The following is a 17285-nucleotide window of genomic DNA, read 5'->3' on the forward strand; positions in this document are numbered from 1 at the left end:
GCGCTCGGGCGGGCGGCAAACCCGGTTGACGGGCCCGATTACCCTGTTCCCATGGTTGCCGACACCGTCGTCGGCGAGCCCGTCGAGACGAAATATGTTCGGCGGCAATCGCGTTGATCATGATTGCCGTGTGGTTGCCGACAAGGCCCTGGTCAGGGTCGGTGCCGGCGACATCATGGGCGTCCGGACGTCGTTTGGGGGACGACGTAGACTTTTCTCCGTCGAGAGGCGTTGCAACGGCTACCAGGGGGTCGAAAGCCCGGGTATCCGCCACGCTCGGCAGAGTCAAGGACGCCTTCCGTCATGGAAGGAGTGCATGTGACCGCTGCGACATCTGGCACCTCAGCGACGCCGACCGGCACTGGAACGACCGGAACTGGAACGACCGGGTTCCCGCCGAACATCCGGCCCGACTGCACCGCCGAGCTGACGGCCGCACTCAACCAGCGGATCATGGTGATCGACGGCGCGATGGGTACGGCAATCCAACGTGACCGCCCCGACGAGGCCGGCTACCGCGGCGACCGGTTCACCGAATGGCCGACGGCGCTGCAGGGCAACAATGACCTGCTCAACCTGACCCAGCCGCAGATCATCGAGGGCATCCACCGCGAATACCTGCAGGCCGGTGCGGACATCCTTGAGACCAACACGTTCAACGCGAACGCGGTCTCGTTGGCCGACTACGATATGGCCGCGCTGGCTTACGAGCTCAACTACGCCGGTGCCGCGCTGGCGCGCACGGCCGCCGACGAGTTCAGCACGCCCGAAAAGCCCCGCTACGTCGCCGGGGCCATCGGGCCCACCACCCGGACGGCGTCGATCTCACCGGACGTCAACGATCCCGGTGCCCGCAACGTGTCCTACGACCAGTTGGTCGCGGCCTATCTGGAGGCTGCCAACGGTCTGGTCGACGGTGGCTCCGACCTGCTCATCGTCGAGACCATCTTCGACTCGCTGAACGCCAAGGCCGCGGTGTTCGCCATCGAGACCCTGTTCGAGCAGCGCGGACGCCGGTGGCCGGTGATCATCTCCGGCACCATCACCGATGCCTCCGGCCGTACCCTCTCCGGGCAGGTCACCGAGGCGTTCTGGAACGCAATCCGGCACGCCAAACCGCTCGCCATCGGTCTGAACTGCGCGCTGGGCGCGCCCGAGATGCGGCCCTACATCGCCGAGATGGCGCGCATCGCGGACACCTACGTGTCCTGCTATCCCAACGCCGGGCTGCCCAACGCCTTCGGTGAGTACGACGAGTCCCCGGAGCGCCAGGCCGGCTATATCGCCGAGTTCGCCGATGCCGGGCTGGTGAACCTGGTCGGCGGTTGCTGTGGCACCGCGCCGCCGCACATCGCCGAGATCGCCAAGACCGTGGAGGGCAAGCCGCCGCGCGAACTGCCCACCATCGGGGTGGCCACCCGGCTGTCGGGTCTGGAGCCGCTCAACATCACCGACGATTCGCTGTTCGTGAACATCGGCGAGCGCACCAACATCACCGGATCGGCGCGGTTCCGCAATCTCATCAAGGCCGAGGACTACGACACCGCGCTGTCGGTGGCGTTGCAGCAGGTCGAGGTCGGTGCCCAGGTCATCGACATCAACATGGACGAGGGCATGATCGACGGCGTCGCCGCGATGGACCGGTTCACCAAGCTGATCGCTGCCGAGCCGGATATCAGCAAGGTCCCGGTGATGATCGACTCCTCGAAGTGGGAGGTCATCGAGGCGGGCCTGAAAAACGTGCAGGGCAAGCCGATCGTGAACTCGATCTCGCTGAAGGAAGGCGAGGAGAAGTTCATCCGGGAGGCCCGGTTGTGCCGCAAATACGGCGCCGCCGTGGTCGTGATGGCCTTCGACGAGCAGGGCCAGGCCGACAACCTCGAGCGCCGCAAGGAAATCTGCGGGCGGGCCTACCGGGTGCTCACCGAAGAGGTCGGATTCCCCGCCGAGGACATCATCTTCGACCCGAACTGCTTTGCGTTGGCCACCGGCATCGAGGAGCACGCCACCTACGGGATCGACTTCATCGAGGCCTGCGCCTGGATCAAGGAGAACCTGCCGGGTGTGCACATCTCCGGGGGCATCTCCAACGTGTCGTTCTCGTTCCGCGGCAACAATCCGGTCCGCGAGGCCATCCACGCGGTGTTCCTCTTCCACGCCATCAAGGCCGGCCTGGACATGGGCATCGTCAACGCGGGCGCGCTGGTGCCGTATGACTCGATCGACCCCGAGCTGCGGGACCGGATCGAAGACGTGGTCCTCAACCGGCGCGAGGATGCCGCCGAACGACTGCTCGAGATCGCCGAACGGTTCAACAAGACCGAGAAGTCCGAGGATCCCGCCGCGGCCGAGTGGCGATCACTGCCGGTCCGTGAGCGCATCACACATGCGCTGGTCAAGGGAATCGATGCCAACGTCGACGCCGACACCGAGGAGCTGCGCGCCGAGATCGAGGCCGCCGGCGGACGGCCGATCGAGGTCATCGAGGGACCGCTGATGGATGGCATGAACGTCGTCGGCGACCTGTTCGGTTCGGGCAAGATGTTCCTGCCCCAGGTGGTGAAATCGGCGCGCGTCATGAAGAAGGCGGTGGCCTACCTGCTGCCGTACATCGAGGCCGAGAAGGAAGCCAACGGTACGGCCTCTACGAAGGACACCAACGGCACCATCATCATGGCGACCGTCAAGGGCGATGTACACGATATCGGTAAGAACATCGTCGGTGTTGTGTTGCAGTGCAACAACTTCGAGGTGATCGACCTGGGTGTGATGGTGCCCGCGCAGAAGATTCTGGACGCCGCCAAGGAGCACGACGCCGATATCATCGGGTTGAGCGGCCTGATCACCCCGTCGCTGGACGAGATGGTGAATTTCGCGGTGGAGATGGAACGCGAGGGCCTGGAGATTCCGCTGCTGATCGGCGGTGCGACGACCTCGCGCGCACACACCGCGGTCAAGGTCGCGCCGCGCCGCAAGGGTCCGGTGGTGTGGGTCAAGGACGCCTCCCGCTCGGTGCCGGTGGCCGCCGCGCTGCTCGACGACAAGCAGCGGCCGGCCCTGCTCGAGGCCACCGCCAAGGACTACGCCTCGCTGCGGGAACGGCACGCCCAGAAGAACGAACGCCCCACGTTGCCCCTGGAGAAGGCTCGGGCCAACCGCACTCCGATCGAATGGGAGGGCTACACGCCGCCGGTGCCTGCCCAGGGCCTCGGGGTGCGCGAATTTCTCGACTACGACCTGGCCGAGCTGCGGGAGTACATCGACTGGCAGCCGTTCTTCAACGCCTGGGAGATGAAGGGCCGATTCCCGGACATCCTCAACAATCCGGCATCGGGTGAGGCCGCCCGCAAGCTCTACGACGACGCGCAGCAGATGCTCGACACGTTGATCAAGGAGAAGTGGCTGACCGCCAACGGTGTCATCGGTTTCTTCCCGGCCAACGCGGTCGGTGACGACGTCGAGGTCTACACCGACGAGACCCGCGGCGAGGTGCTCACCACGTTGCACAACCTGCGTCAGCAGGGCGAGCACCGGGACGGTATCCCGAACCGGTCACTCGGCGATTTTGTCGCGCCCAAGCAGACCGGGCTGGCCGACCATGTCGGCGCATTCGCCGTGACGGCGGGCCTGGGCAGCGCGGACAAGATCACCGAGTTCAAGGCCGATCACGACGATTACAGCGCCATCCTGCTGGAATCGCTCGCCGACCGGCTTGCCGAGGCGTTCGCCGAACGCATGCATCAGCGCGTCCGCACCGAGTTCTGGGGTTACCAACCCGATGAGGATCTTCCCAACGAGGCGCTGATCGGCGAGAAGTACGTCGGCATCCGCCCGGCCCCCGGCTACCCGGCGTGCCCCGAGCACACCGAGAAAACGACCCTGTTCGAGCTGCTGGACGTCACGAAGCGGACCGGTATCGAGCTGACCGAGTCCATGGCGATGTGGCCGGGTGCGGCGGTCAGCGGGTGGTATTTCTCGCACCCGCAGTCGCAGTACTTCGTGGTCGGTCGGCTGGCGCAGGACCAGGTGGCCGACTACGCCAAGCGCAAGGGGTGGACGCTGGCCGAGGCCGAGCGCTGGCTGGCGCCCAACCTGGGCTACAACCCGGAGGACTGACCGCGGAGGTCCGCACCGATCAGCGGTCGGCACCGATCAGCCGAACGCCTCGCGGTTGCGGGCGGCCCACTGGGCCATCGATTCCGCGGGTGTGCCGGTGATCCGCTCGACATTGTCATTGGCGATCTGGTCATTGGCGATCTGTTCGTCGCCGGTCTTGCCGTCGAAGAGGTCGAGGTACCAGTCAACGCCATCGCCCATGAGGGGGCGCAGTAACGCGTCGGCCTCGGCACGGCTGCAGCGCCGCATCTCGACGTCGATGCCGAGCCCGATGCCGATCTCACGGGCGATCTCGGCGCGGGTCAGCGCGCGTGGTCCGGTCAGCTCGTACATCGTGCCCAGGTGGGCGTCCCGCAGATCGGCGAGCAGATGAGCGGCCACCCGGGCGATATCGCGCATGGACACCGGAGATTGCACTGCATCAGGCGCGATGTCGTGCACCACCCCGGTCATGATCTGGGGTGCCCACATCATGAAGTTGTCGCTGAACTCGCCGGGACCCAATTGGGTCTGGCCTAGCCCGGATGCGGTGACGGCATCGGCGTGCTGCTGCCAGTGCGCGCCGCCGGTGAGCGCCACCACGTAGCGCACCCCGGCAGCGGTGAGGTGCTCCAGGGTTGCCGCCAATGTCGGGGGATGCGGTGCCAGATAGACCCGCTCGACACCGTCCAACGCCGCGGGTAACGAATCAGGCTTTCCCAGGTAGCCGGTGACGGCGGTCACCGAATCGGGCAGTGCGGCCTTCGCCGGGTTGACCGTCAGCGCGCGGATATCGTTGGCGCCCAGCGCGATCAGCTCATCGACCACCTGCCTGCCGATATTGCCCGTTGCGCCCGTCACCAGAATTGTCATACCGACACCGTATCCACGGGATCCGACAGTTCGGGCCGCATCGGCGTCGATGAGACACTGGTGTCATGCGTGCGGTGTTGTGGGATATGGACGGAACGCTCGTCGACTCCGAAAAGCTCTGGGACATCGCAATCCAGGACCTGTACCGCAAGCACGGTCGTGAACTCACCGCCGAGGTGCGTACCAGCACCATCGGCGGGTCGAGCGAGAACGTCTTGGCGATCGTCTACGCCGATCTGGGTTTGCCACCCGATCCCGAGGACATGGCGCGCACCGCGGACTGGATGCACGATTACGTCGGTGAGCTCTTCGCCGAGGGCCTGCCGTGGTGTGCCGGCGCCCGGGAGATGCTCGACGCGCTGACCGTCGCCGACGTCACGATGGCGTTGGTGACCAACACACGCCGTGTGCTCACCGAGAAGGCTCTGGACAGCATCGGGCGGGACTACTTCGCGGTGACCGTATGCGGTGACGAGGTGCCCAGTGGCAAGCCCGCACCGGATCCCTATCTGCGCGCCGCCACGCTGCTGGGCCTGGAACCGGGCGCGTGCCTGGCCGTCGAGGACTCCGTCACCGGGGCGGCCGCCGCGGAGGCGGCCGGGTGCGCAGTGCTGGTCGTACCCAACGAGGTCGCGGTGCCCGGTGGGCCGCGGCGTCGGCACGCCGCATCGCTGGCGGACCTCGATGTGCACGCACTGCGCGATATCCACACCGAGCTCGGCGTGGTCAGCGACGAGCGCAGCGCCTGATCACGGCGTTCCCGATGGGAACAGCGTGCGCACGGCGCGCGTCATGGTGTCCCTGGCGCCGGCGGCGCCATTGGGATCCAACGAGCTGATCGCCAGCACGTAGCGGTGGTCGGCGCCCACGATGCCGGTGGAGACGTGGAGTTGGTTGTCCCCGTTCCAGCAGCAGAACCAGCCCTGCTTGACGGCCAGCGGGGTGCCCGACAACCCGTCGGGCAGCCCGAACCGTTGCGGGTAACCATCGGCCCCCTGTGGTGTGAAGCCGGCCAGATTGCCGATGATGATCTCGGTCTGCTCCGGCGGGAGCCCGCCGGAACCGTTGAGCAGCATGTCGTAGTAGTGCACGAGATCGGCGGCCGTGCTCTGGGTGACATCCCAGTGTCCGTTGGCAGGCGCGGTCGTTGCCGCCAGTCCGTATCGCCGTGTGACGCGGTCGATCACGGCGTTGCGGCCACCGCGGTCCCAGAACATCTGGGCCGCACCATCTTCGGATGATCGCAACATCGCGTCCAGCGCGGCGTGATCGGACTCGGACAAGGTCGATGATCCGGTCGACTCGCGGTACAGCGCATCGTCGGCGATGAACAGCTTGACCACCGATGCGATGGGAAAGGAGGTGTTGCCGTTGGACACGAGCCGGCCGGTGTCTCGGTCGAGTATGGCGAGCTCGAGATCGGCACCGGAGGAGGCGGCCTCGCTGGTGGCCATCTGTACCCGTTCGTCGATATCGTCGGGCTCGGCCCCGGCCGGGCTCAGCGGGACCCATAGCAGTCCGGCGAGCGCGAGGATGGACAGTTTGCCGAACATGGGTCTCCCTGCGGGCTGATCCGAACCGAACCGAAGATCTTTCCGCATTACCCCTGCTGCGGCACGCCCAATCGGATATCGCTCAAGATCACCCGGCGGCGCCATCGGCCGATTGCGGCACCGATGCCGAAACGCCGCGGATTATCGACCCGCCACGGCCGCGTCTGTGCCATCGTGAAGTGACACGCATCACGGTGCCGGGGAAGGACGATCTCGATGACGCACGGTCCGGTCGGAGGCGATGAAGCCTCGTTGTTCGATGGCGACGCGAGTTTCAACTCGGGCCGCACTGCGGTGCGGATCGCGGCGGTGGCCGCCCTCGGCGGTCTGTTGTTCGGTTACGACAGCGCGGTGATCAACGGCGCGGTGAGCTCCATCCAGGAGGATTTCGGGATCGGCAATGCCGAACTGGGATTCGCGGTCGCCTCCGCGCTCCTGGGTGCCGCGGCGGGCGCGATGACGGCCGGACGTATCGCCGATCGGATAGGCCGGATCGCGGTCATGAAGATCGCCGCCGTCCTGTTTTTGATCAGCGCGTTCGGTACCGGCCTGGCGCACGATGTGTGGACGGTGGTGCTGTTCCGCATCGTCGGTGGCATCGGGGTGGGCGTGGCCTCGGTGATCGCACCGGCCTATATCGCCGAGACCTCACCGCCGCAGATTCGTGGCCGGTTGGGTTCGCTGCAGCAACTGGCCATCGTGTTGGGCATCTTCGCCTCGTTCGTCATCAACTGGCTGCTGCAGTGGGCCGCGGGCGGACCCAACGAGGTGCTGTGGCTCGGCCTCGACGCGTGGCGCTGGATGTTCCTGGCGATGGCCGTGCCCGCGGTGCTCTACGGTGCGCTGGCCTTCACCATTCCGGAGTCGCCGCGCTATCTCGTTGCCAGCCACAAGATTCCGGAAGCCCGCCGGGTCTTGAGCATGTTGCTCGGCCAGAAGAATCTGGAGATCACCATCACCCGCATCCAGGACACCCTGGAACGCGAGGACAAACCGTCGTGGCGCGACCTGCGCAAACCCACCGGTGGTGTCTACGGCATCGTCTGGGTGGGTCTGGGCCTGTCGATCTTCCAGCAGTTCGTCGGCATCAACGTGATCTTCTACTACTCCAATGTGCTGTGGCAGGCCGTCGGATTCAGCGCCGACGAGTCGGCGGTCTACACCGTGATCACCTCGGTGATCAACGTGCTGACCACCCTGATCGCCATTGCCCTCATCGACAAGATCGGCCGCAAACCGCTGCTGCTCATCGGGTCGGCCGGGATGGCGGTCACCCTGGCGACCATGGCGGTCATCTTCGCCAATGCCGCGGTCAACGCCGACGGCACCCCCAGCCTCCCGGGAGCTTCCGGCGTGATCGCGCTCGTCGCGGCCAATCTGTTCGTGGTCGCGTTCGGCATGTCCTGGGGGCCGGTGGTCTGGGTGCTGCTCGGAGAGATGTTCCCCAACCGCATCCGTGCCGCCGCGCTGGGCCTTGCCGCCGCGGGGCAATGGGCCGCCAACTGGGCGATCACCGTGACCTTCCCGGAGCTGCGCAACCACCTGGGGCTGGCCTACGGCTTCTACGCGCTGTGCGCGGTGCTCTCCTTCGTGTTCGTGTCCAAGTGGGTGCGTGAGACCAAGGGAGTGTCTCTGGAGGACATGCATGCCGAGCTGTTGAGTACCGACGACGCGGTGGGGAAGTGACCTTTCGGGGTTGAATCAGCGAGGCGCACGTGCCGCCGGGGCGCAATCCCGTTGGGGGTTGAGTTCGGCGCATGAAACAATCGCTGTCCGTGAAGACCTTCGAGGCCCTGTTCGCCGAGCTCAGTGAGAAAGCCAAGACCCGTCCCGCCGGGAGCGGGACGGTCGCCGCACTGGATTCCGGCGTCCACGGCCTTGGCAAGAAGATCCTCGAGGAGGCCGGCGAGGTGTGGCTGGCGGCCGAGCACGAGAGCGACGCGGCACTGGCCGAGGAGATCAGCCAGCTGCTGTATTGGACCCAGGTGCTGATGCTGTCGCGGGGGCTGAAGCTCGACGACGTCTACCGGAACCTGTGACCATGTTGCGCGTCGCGGTGCCGAACAAGGGTGCACTCAGTGAATCGGCGTCGGAGATCCTCTCGGAGGCCGGCTACCGCCGCCGCACCGATCCCAAGGATCTGACCGTCGTCGATCCGGCGAACAACGTCGAATTCTTCTTCTTGCGACCCAAGGACATCGCGATCTATGTGGGCTCGGGGGAGCTGGATCTCGGCATCACCGGCCGTGATCTGGCCGCCGACGCCGATGCGCCGGTCAAGGAACGGCTCGCGTTGGGCTTCGGTTCGTCGACGTTCCGCTACGCGGCCCCGGCGGGCCAGGACTGGCAGGTGGCCGACCTCGCGGGCAAGCGGATCGCCACCGCCTATCCGAATCTGGTCCGTCGTGATCTGGCCGCCAAGGGAATCGAAGCGACGGTGATCCGGCTCGATGGTGCGGTGGAGATCTCGATTCAGCTCGGGGTGGCCGATGTGATCGCCGATATCGTCGGATCCGGACGCACGCTGCGGTTGCACAATCTGGTCGCCTTCGGTGAGTCGCTGTGCGACTCGGAGGCAATCCTGATCGAACGGTCGGACTCCGAAGCCGACCCGGCGCGCGACCAGTTGGCGGCCCGGGTGCAGGGCGTGGTCTTCGGCCAGCAATACCTGATGCTCGACTATGACTGTCCGCGCACGGTTCTGGACCAGGCGACCGCGGTCACACCGGGTCTGGAATCGCCCACCATCGCGCCGTTGGCCGACCCTGATTGGGTGGCGGTGCGCGCGCTGGTGCCGCGCCGGACGGTCAACACCATCATGGATCAGCTCGCCGCGATCGGGGCCAAGGCGATCCTCGCCTCCGATATCCGCTTCTGCCGGTTCTGATCGGCTGCCGGATCACCCGGCTCACCAGCGTCATGCGTGTTAGCGTCCGAGTGTCAGCTGGTCCAGCGCGGAGGTGCTCATGACGGTGGTCCTGGTTCTGCTGCTGGCGCTGTTGATCGGCGTGGTGGCCGGTCTGCGCGCACTCACGCCACCGGCCGTGGTGGCCTGGGGCGGTCTGCTCGGCTGGATCGAACTCGACGGGACCTGGGCGCAGTGGCTGGCTCACCCGATCACGGTCACGGTGCTCACCATCCTGCTGGTGGTCGAACTGGTCACCGATCAGCTGCCCGCCACACCGCCCCGCACGGTCACCATGCAGTTCGCCGCGCGCCTGTTCACCGGCGCCCTCGCCGGTGCGGTGCTGGTCAGCGGCGTCATCGGTGATGCCTCCGCGGGCAACGTCATCTCCGGTATCGGTGCAGGCCTCGTCGGCGCGGTGCTGGGCACGATGGGCGGCTATCGCGCCCGCAAGGCACTGGTCGAACGCAACGGCGGCAAGGATCTCCCGGTGGCCCTCGTCGAAGACGTGATCGCCGTGGCGGGCGGATGTGTAGTGGTCTACCTCGCGTCGCTGATCTGATGCCGCAGACAACAGCCTTCGACGCCATCATCGTGGGCGCGGGGCAGGCCGGTCCTCCGCTGGCCGGCCGGCTCACCGACGCCGGCCAACGCGTCGCGGTGATCGAGCGCAAGCTGGTCGGCGGCACCTGCGTGAACTCCGGTTGCATCCCCACCAAGACGCTGGTGGCCAGTGCGCATGCTGCCCATATCGCGCGCCGCGGAGCGGATTTCGGTATTGATACCGGCACGGTCACCGTCGATATGGCCAAGGTGAAGGCGCGTAAGGACGGCATCGTCGAGTCCGACCGCCATGGGGTGGAATCCTGGATCGAGGGGATGAACGGCGCGACATTGCTGCGCGGACACGCCCGTTTCGTCGACCCGCGCACCATGGACGTCGACGGCAAGCTCATCAGCGCGGACCGGATCTTCCTCAATGTCGGTGGCCGGGCGGTGGTGCCCGACCTTCCTGGCCTGTCCGATATCGACTATCTGACGAATGTGTCTGTGCTGGAACTCGATACCGTTCCCGAACACCTGGTGGTGATCGGCGGCAGCTACATCGCGCTGGAGTTCGCGCAGATGTACCGCCGATTCGGTGCAGCGGTCACCGTCATCGAACGTGGGCCGAGACTGACCTCGCGCGAGGACGAGGATGTGTCCGCCGCCATCCGCGGCATCCTGGAGGCCGAGGGGATCGTCGTCCACACAGGCGCCGACGATATCCGGTTCACCAAGCATGACAACGGGTTCGAGGTGACGCCACGGGCCGGCGCCGAACCCATCAGGGGCAGCCACGCGCTGATCGCCGTGGGGCGAACACCCAACACCGACGATCTGGGCCTGGACAAGGCCGGAGTGCGCACAGATCACCGCGGTTATATCGAGGTCGACGACCGGCTATGTACGTCCGTCGGGCACATCTGGGCGATGGGGGACTGCAACGGCAAGGGCGCGTTCACCCACACCTCCTACAACGATTTCGAAATCGTCGCGGCCAATCTGCTCGACGATGATCCACGCCGGGTCAGTGACCGGGTGCCGACCTATGCGCTCTACATCGACCCGCCGCTGGGCCGGGCCGGGATGACCGCGGACGAGGTGCTGCGCTCGGGCCGAAAGGCGTTGGTGGGCACGCGTCCGATGACCAGGGTCGGTCGGGCAGTGGAAAAGGGTGAGACCCAGGGCTTCATGAAGGTGGTGGTGGACGCCGAGACACAGCAGATCCTCGGTGCCTCGATCCTCGGCGTCGGTGGCGATGAGGTGGTGCACTCGATCCTGGACGTGATGACCGCGAAACTGCCCTACACCGCGATATCGCGCACCATGCATATCCATCCCACGGTCAGCGAGTTGATTCCGACGCTGTTGCAGGATCTCAGGCCACTGACGTAGCCGAAACCAGCACGGCATCGGCCTCAAGGGTCCGCGGTCGAGAACGTGCTGAGCACGCCGAGGATCATGTCGAGGGTTGCCTGTTCGGCGGCAAGGCGCAGCTCGGGTGACTGGTGTTCATGGCGTTCCAGATCGGCAAGCAGGGCGAACACGACGGTGATCAAACCGCGAATGCGAAGTGATCGATCCACGCCGGGTTCTGGTGCGGTGGCGGTGAGGCGACCGACGATCAAAGTCGTTGCAGCCCAATCGGGGCGACCGACGAGTTCGATGCCGGGGTAGTCGCGGACCTTCTCCATGAAGCGAGCGTGGTAGCTGTCCGGATTCGCGCGCTGGTATTCGAAGACCGGTTCAAGCAGTGCCTCGAGGAGTCCGCGCGCGGTGGGGTCCGCCGTCGCCTCAAGCGCGGCGAGCCGTTCCAGGCGTCGGGGTTCGAAGATCTTCTGCCGTGCGTCGATGACCGCTGCGATCAAATCCTCGCGAGTGCCGAAGTGATACCGGATGGCGGCACTGTTGCGCTGGCCTGCCTCGGTGACCACTTGTCGCAACGACACCGCAGGTCCCTGCGTGGCGATCAGACGTTCAGCGGCATCGATGAGCGCGGCGCGTCCGTGCCGCTGACCGCCATCGTCCATGCGCCAAGAGTATCACGAACGTATTGTATGAATAACCCATTTGTATTAGCTTCGGTGGGATAGTTGGCGTGAACATGTGGAGGTGCGATGTCTGGTTTGGGTGCGATACCCGCTGATGCGAGAGAATTGACCCCCGATCTGCTGGAGCGGCTGATCGGCACCCTCAATCCCGGGGTTTCGGTGCGCGATGTCAGGGTGCGCCGAGTGTGGCAATGGGGTGAGGGGGACGCAGTCTCCACCGCGGGACGAGTGGATCTGGAGCTGACCTACGGCGCGGATGGGAATGGACTGCCCACCAACGTCGTGCTCAAGGTGGCGCGTCCGGAGCTACCCGCTTTCCCGCTGTACCGCAACGAAGTTGCCGCATACAGTCGGCTGCGGCCCTGGCGATTCATCCGAACGCCGCGATGCCTCGGCGCCTGGTTCGACGAGCGCACCGGGAGCTTCGGGTTGGCCCTCGACGACCTGACCACTTCGGGTGCTCGATTCGCTTCGGCCGTTGTCTCACCGTCGGTGGCGAGCATCGAAGACGCCATCGCGCAGCTGGCAGCGCTGCACGCCCGGAACTGGGGCAGTGGTGCCGATTGGTCATCCTCGGAACTGGATTGGGCGCAAACGCATCTGGCGGGCGAGTTGCACGACCTGTTCAACCATCCCGATCTGGTGCCTGCGATGATCGCCGACGAGGTGGCCAACACCGGTCACAAGCGCGAGCTGGTGCAATCGGCCGGCGAGAGCGCGGATTCCCTGTTCGACAAGGTTCGGCTGGTCCAACAGCACCAGTCGGGACTGCAACAGACGCTCGTGCACGGAGATTGCCACGTGGGCAACACTTTTGTGCTCCCAGACCAGACGATGGGTTTCGTCGACTGGCAGCTGAGCGTCCGCGGCCACTACATGCACGATCTCTCCTATTTGATCACCACCGCGCTCGACGTGAACGTTCGGCGCGAGCACGAAAGGCGGCTCGTCGAACTGCACCGTGATCTGCTCCGCCAACACGGTGTTGATGATCTTCCGACGCCGGCCGAGGCATTCGACGAGCATCGGCGCGCCCAGGCGTGGAACGCCTACATCGGTTGGTTGACCTGCCCGGTAGCCAACTACGGGTGGGAAGTGAACGTGGCCAATCATATTCGCATCCTCACTGCATATCGCGATCTCGATAGCGCGGCGGCTATCGAGGACATTCGGTGAATGCGGACGAGCGACTGCAGGCCCTGATCGACAAGGATGAGATCCGGGAATTGGCGCTGCGGTATTGCCGCGGTGTCGATCGCAAGGATCCGGCCTTGTTGCGGTCACTCTATACCAGTGACGGTATCGACAACCACGCCAACATCTTTCGGGGCAGCGCCAGTGCCTACGTCGAGTTTCTGGAGTCGTCGTTTCAGTTCATCCAGATCGGCGCGCACTATGTCTGCAATCATCTGATCGAACTGGATGGTGATGAGGCCAGCGGTGAGGTCTACGCGCTCGGCTATCACATCCTGCCCATCGCCGACAGTCGACCGATCGAGTCGTTCGTCGGTGTGCGCTATCTGGACCGATACCGGCGAGAAGATGGGCAATGGCGCTTTGCCAGTAGGGAAGTGGTCATCGATCTGGACCGAAGTCGCACCGTCGAACACCGTGGGGCGGACCCGATGGACGCCGAGGCGGATTTGTCCTACCGGGTGTTGACCGGTGAACGCTTTCGGCGCAGAAGCGCATACCCCGTGCTGGATTGAGCGTGCCCGCCGGCGCGAGCGGGTCCGGCGGCTCGCTCTCCGCCCGCTTGCGGATTCGCTCCGAATGAAGTGCACCCAGGACGATGTGGTGCTGGTCCAGGCGAAGTTGTCCATGAGCATTGGGACACCATTGAATCGGAGGAGTTGTTGCTCAACTCGAGCTTTTCGACGCTTAACGAGGATGCGGTGCTTTTTAGCACTCGCCGGGCGCAATCAAGCGAGTGGATACGTCGGACGGGGTATGCGTGACATGGAATCGCTGTGCGAGTCGAGTCCGACGCTGTTACAAGATCTCAAGCCGCTGACGTGACCGCGCGCCCCGCGGTGAGCTGGGCGGTCACCTGCGCGACGCGCCCGCCGAGATGGGTGAAGGTCGCGAGATCGGCGGCATGCACATCGTGGCGATCTGCGTCGACATCGGTCTGGGCGCCGGCGCCCAGCCAGAAGCCCAGCCGATTGAGGTCGTGCTCGCTGCCCGCGGAGCTGTTCCAGCCCGGACCCAAACCCAGGTTGACCCAATGCATGTGGTGCTGGGCGGCGAAGACGGACAGCGAGATCAACGCGGTGAGCTTGTCACCGCTCTTGGCCCCGGAGTTGGTGAATCCGGCGGCCACCTTGTCCCGCCAGGCCCCGGTGGTGCAGCGCCGTCCGGTCTGCTCGGCGAATGCCTGGAAACCTGCCGATATGTTGCCCATGTAGGTGGGTGCGCCGAAGATGATGGCATCGGCGTTGTCGAGGGTGGCCCATGCGGTGTCGGTCAGCTCGCCGAGGTCGACCATGTCGACGTGGGCACCCGCCGCGCGGGCACCGTCGGCGACGGCGTCGGCCAACGTGGCGGTGTGGCCGAAGCCGGAGTGGTAGGCCACCGCGACGGTGGGCGGGGTATCAGACATCATGGTGATCTCCTCCGTGGTAAATCGTCTGTGCCAGTTGGCGATAGCGGTGGCGCCAGGGCGGGAGCGGCGCTCCGTCCAGTAGTGCGGCGAGTCGGTCCAGGAACGCGTGGGTGCCCGGCCGGAAGCCGCCGGCGTTACGCACGCCGAGGCCGCGGTGGGTGAGCACCAAACGCGTGCCGGCGTTCTCGGGGTGCAGTTCGTAGCGCACGTATCCCGGTTCGGCGATCCGCTGGTGCCACTCGTGTTCGAGCACGTGCGGTGGGTCCCAGACGGTGATCCGGCCGGTCATCCGCTTGGCGACTTCGGGGGTCGGGGGATCGGTGGGAACCATGTCGATGTGTCCGCCGACACGCGGTTCGATGACGGTGGGGCCCATCCACCGCGCGCGCTGCGCGGGTTCGGTGAGCGCCGCCCAGACCGTGGCCGGTGGATGCGCCAGCCAGCGATCGAAGCGCAGCGTGGCACGGTCCCCGTCGACGATGAGATCGCCTGCGGTGTCGCTCATGACTGCTCCGGGTTGTCGAGATGGCGCTCGAGCGCGTCCAGGTGGGCCGTCCAGAAGTGGCGGTAACGGTCCAGCCACTCGTCCATCTGGACCAGGCCGTCGGCGCGCAACGCGTAGATCCGGCGCTGCGCATCCGAACGCACCTCGACAAGGCCGACCTCGCGCAATACGCGGAGGTGGCGCGATACCGTCGGCTGCGTCAGCTCGGGCAGGCTGGCGACCAGTTCGCCTGCCGAGCGCTCACCTTCACGTAACGCGTCCAGCAGCACCCGGCGGCTGGGTTCGGCGACCGCCTCGAAGACATCCACGTCCGTCAGTATTGCAGTTCATCTATATAGACGCAATGCGATATTTGGGGGGGTCAGTGGGTGCGCTGTACCAGCAGGGTCTGCGCCGAGGTCCCGATGAAACCGTCCCGGTCGAAGATCTCGGCCGTTGTCACGCCGATACCGTCCGGACCGATGGACGCCCGTGCGCGCAGGCCGAAATCGTTCCCGCGCGGTACGCGGTGCAGGTGCACGGCGGTATCGGTGTTCATGAAGGCGAAGTCGGCGGGCTCCAGCACGGCGCCGATCCCATTGGCCGAGTCGACCACCTGGGCCAACCGCTGCAACGGGGTCGTCGGCTCGTCATCGACCAGCGGCACCAGCGGACTCATCCAGGCCTGGGCGGCCGCGCCCGGTTCGGTGGCCTGGTTGCGCCAACTCACGGTCTCCAGATAGCCGGGAGCACCGAGCCAACCGTGTGCGCTGTCCACGGCCACCCCCTCGGTCAGCGGGGTGTATCGGTCGGTGCGGACGTCGGCGGTGTCACCGGTGGCCAGTAGCCATGCGCTCACCCGGGCGACCGGACGGTCCGGCGCGTCGGCCGGACACATCTCGGCGACCGCCAGACTGATCCGTGCACCCGGCCGTTGCACCCACGCGCGCACCCGCACGGGTGCGACCGGGACGGCGCCGAGGATGTCGAGCAGGAGACGCCCCACCCGCAGCTGGGGCCGGTCGAGGTACAGCTCCTCGATGGCCTTGGTCAGCAGGGCAAGCGGCGGGGAGCCGTGCTGGATGGCGGTACCCCAGTTGCTGGCCGTGCTGATGGTCGATTCGAACAGCTGAACCCCGCCATCGGATCCGAGCCGACGGTAGTGCGGTGCCAACGAGGCGTCGGCGCTGGCGGCCGTCATTCGGCGGGCGCCTCCGGCCAGCCCGGGTACGGCGGCGGCGCGCCACCGAATTCGGGACACCGCGCCTGGTGTGCGCACCAATCACACAGCTTGGATCGCTTGGCCCGGAAATCGCCGGTGCGCCCGGCCGATTGGATGGCGCGCCAGATGGCGGTCAGGGTGCGCTCGAACCGGACCAACTCCTCCGGATCGGGGGAGTAGTCCAGCACCTGGCCGTCGGCCAGATAGATCAGCCGCAACCGGGCGGGTAACACGCCGCGAGATCGCCACAGCGCCACCGCATAGAACTTCATCTGGAACAGCGCTTTGGCTTCGGCCAGCGCCCACAGCTCCGACGGTGCCTTGCCGGTCTTGTAGTCGACCACGCGCATCTCGCCGGTGGGGGCAACGTCGATGCGGTCGACGAACCCGCGCAGCAGCGTGCCGTCATCGAGCTCGACCTCGACCCGCTGTTCGCAGCTGTGCGGGTCGAACCGGGTCGGATCCTCCAGCCGGTAGTAACCCGAGAGCAGCTTGCGCGCATCGCGCACGAGTGCGGGGCGCAGTTCGGCATCGAGTTCCTGGCCTCCGGCGGCCTGCTCGGCGGCGACCCGTTCCAGCGCGGGATCGACCAGTGCCAGTGCGGTGTCGTGGTCGCGCTCGGCGGCAGGCAGGGCGTAGAGGTCCTCGAGCGCGGCGTGCACCACCGATCCCCGTAGCTGAGCCGCGGACACCGGCTCGGGCAGGCGGTCGATGGCTCGGAAACGGTACAACAACGGGCACTGTTTGAAATCGCCGGCGCGCGATGGGGACAACGCAGGGCGCCGAGCGGTTGCCGTTCCTGTCGTGGTGGCGACGCTCATGTCCGGAAGCCTATGTCGGGGTCCCGACAATCAGCGCATGTCGGGGTCCCGACAATCAGCGCATGTCGGGGTCCCGACAATCAGCGCATGCCCTCGGCGGTCTTCCGCGGCGCGTCTGGCAGGCTAGGGCCCC

General features: G+C 66.1%; 17 protein-coding genes. 9 read left to right on the forward strand and 8 right to left on the reverse strand.

Annotated features, from left to right (window positions below; genetic code table 11):
* The first annotated feature begins 453 nt into the window (after positions 1-453).
* Entirely contained in the window at positions 454-4116 is a 3663-nt protein-coding gene (gene metH, locus G154_RS19405) for a methionine synthase (protein WP_234713093.1), read from the forward strand.
* Between the two features lie 36 nt (positions 4117-4152).
* Here the strand turns inward: metH and G154_RS19410 are convergent, their stop codons facing one another.
* Positions 4153-4968 (reverse strand): SDR family oxidoreductase, encoded by an 816-nt coding sequence (locus G154_RS19410; RefSeq protein WP_019512894.1) that lies wholly within the window; start codon positions 4966-4968, stop codon positions 4153-4155.
* A 65-nt stretch (positions 4969-5033) separates the two neighbouring features.
* On the opposite strand from G154_RS19410, the gene G154_RS19415 reads away from it, so the two are divergent.
* The gene (locus G154_RS19415; protein WP_019512895.1) at positions 5034-5717 is read left to right on the forward strand and encodes an HAD family phosphatase; all 684 of its coding nucleotides are present in this window, start codon (positions 5034-5036) and stop codon (positions 5715-5717) included.
* Here the strand turns inward: G154_RS19415 and G154_RS19420 are convergent, their stop codons facing one another.
* Positions 5718-6521, reverse strand: coding sequence for a serine hydrolase (locus G154_RS19420; RefSeq protein ID WP_019512896.1), 804 nt, complete (start codon positions 6519-6521; stop codon positions 5718-5720). It abuts the gene before it with no gap.
* A 216-nt stretch (positions 6522-6737) separates the two neighbouring features.
* On the opposite strand from G154_RS19420, the gene G154_RS19425 reads away from it, so the two are divergent.
* The 5 genes from G154_RS19425 (at position 6738) to G154_RS19445 (ending at position 11364) form a co-directional block, all read left to right on the forward strand.
* Positions 6738-8207, forward strand: a complete 1470-nt coding sequence (locus G154_RS19425; protein ID WP_019512898.1) for a sugar porter family MFS transporter — start codon at positions 6738-6740, stop codon at positions 8205-8207.
* Between the two features lie 71 nt (positions 8208-8278).
* Positions 8279-8560, forward strand: coding sequence for a phosphoribosyl-ATP diphosphatase (locus G154_RS19430; RefSeq protein ID WP_019512899.1), 282 nt, complete (start codon positions 8279-8281; stop codon positions 8558-8560).
* 2 nt (positions 8561-8562) lie between these two features.
* Positions 8563-9408 carry an ATP phosphoribosyltransferase gene (hisG, locus tag G154_RS19435; RefSeq protein ID WP_023985770.1) on the forward strand — a complete coding sequence of 282 codons (846 nt, stop codon included), beginning with the start codon at positions 8563-8565 and terminating at the stop codon, positions 9406-9408.
* A gap of 79 nt (positions 9409-9487) precedes the next feature.
* Positions 9488-9988 (forward strand): DUF4126 family protein, encoded by a 501-nt coding sequence (locus G154_RS19440; protein ID WP_019512901.1) that lies wholly within the window; start codon positions 9488-9490, stop codon positions 9986-9988.
* A complete protein-coding gene (locus tag G154_RS19445; protein WP_019512902.1) occupies positions 9988-11364 on the forward strand; it encodes an FAD-containing oxidoreductase in 1377 nt (458 codons plus the stop codon). The genes G154_RS19440 and G154_RS19445 overlap by 1 nt, the downstream gene beginning before the upstream one ends.
* A gap of 23 nt (positions 11365-11387) precedes the next feature.
* Here the strand turns inward: G154_RS19445 and G154_RS25635 are convergent, their stop codons facing one another.
* Positions 11388-11999 carry a TetR/AcrR family transcriptional regulator gene (locus G154_RS25635; RefSeq protein WP_019512903.1) on the reverse strand — a complete coding sequence of 204 codons (612 nt, stop codon included), beginning with the start codon at positions 11997-11999 and terminating at the stop codon, positions 11388-11390.
* 249 nt (positions 12000-12248) lie between these two features.
* Between G154_RS25635 and G154_RS19455 the strand changes: the two genes are divergently transcribed.
* Together G154_RS19455 and G154_RS19460 are read left to right on the forward strand one after the other, a co-directional pair.
* The gene (locus G154_RS19455) at positions 12249-13196 is read left to right on the forward strand and encodes a phosphotransferase (RefSeq protein ID WP_157884750.1); all 948 of its coding nucleotides are present in this window, start codon (positions 12249-12251) and stop codon (positions 13194-13196) included.
* Positions 13193-13729, forward strand: coding sequence for a nuclear transport factor 2 family protein (locus G154_RS19460; protein WP_019512905.1), 537 nt, complete (start codon positions 13193-13195; stop codon positions 13727-13729). Before G154_RS19455 ends, G154_RS19460 begins: the two co-directional genes overlap by 4 nt.
* 293 nt (positions 13730-14022) lie before the next feature.
* On the opposite strand, the gene G154_RS19465 is transcribed toward G154_RS19460, so the two are convergent.
* Genes G154_RS19465 through G154_RS19485 form a run of 5 tightly spaced genes read right to left on the reverse strand, consistent with a single transcriptional unit; the run spans position 14023 to position 17152 of the window.
* Positions 14023-14622, reverse strand: coding sequence for a flavodoxin family protein (locus tag G154_RS19465; RefSeq protein ID WP_019512906.1), 600 nt, complete (start codon positions 14620-14622; stop codon positions 14023-14025).
* On the reverse strand, positions 14615-15130 hold the full coding sequence (locus G154_RS19470; protein ID WP_019512907.1) for an SRPBCC family protein: 516 nt from the start codon (positions 15128-15130) through the stop codon (positions 14615-14617). Before G154_RS19470 ends, G154_RS19465 begins: the two co-directional genes overlap by 8 nt.
* Positions 15127-15438 (reverse strand): helix-turn-helix transcriptional regulator, encoded by a 312-nt coding sequence (locus tag G154_RS19475; protein ID WP_019512908.1) that lies wholly within the window; start codon positions 15436-15438, stop codon positions 15127-15129. The genes G154_RS19470 and G154_RS19475 overlap by 4 nt, the downstream gene beginning before the upstream one ends.
* Positions 15439-15491: 53 nt before the next feature.
* Entirely contained in the window at positions 15492-16310 is an 819-nt protein-coding gene (locus G154_RS19480) for a thioesterase family protein (protein WP_019512909.1), read from the reverse strand.
* Positions 16307-17152, reverse strand: a complete 846-nt coding sequence (locus G154_RS19485) for a RecB family exonuclease (RefSeq protein ID WP_019512910.1) — start codon at positions 17150-17152, stop codon at positions 16307-16309. The genes G154_RS19480 and G154_RS19485 overlap by 4 nt, the downstream gene beginning before the upstream one ends.
* Positions 17153-17285: the final 133 nt, after the last annotated feature.

The sequence above is a fragment of the Mycobacterium sp. VKM Ac-1816D genome (assembly GCF_000416385.1).
GTDB classification, from domain to species: domain Bacteria; phylum Actinomycetota; class Actinomycetes; order Mycobacteriales; family Mycobacteriaceae; genus Mycobacterium; species Mycobacterium neoaurum_A.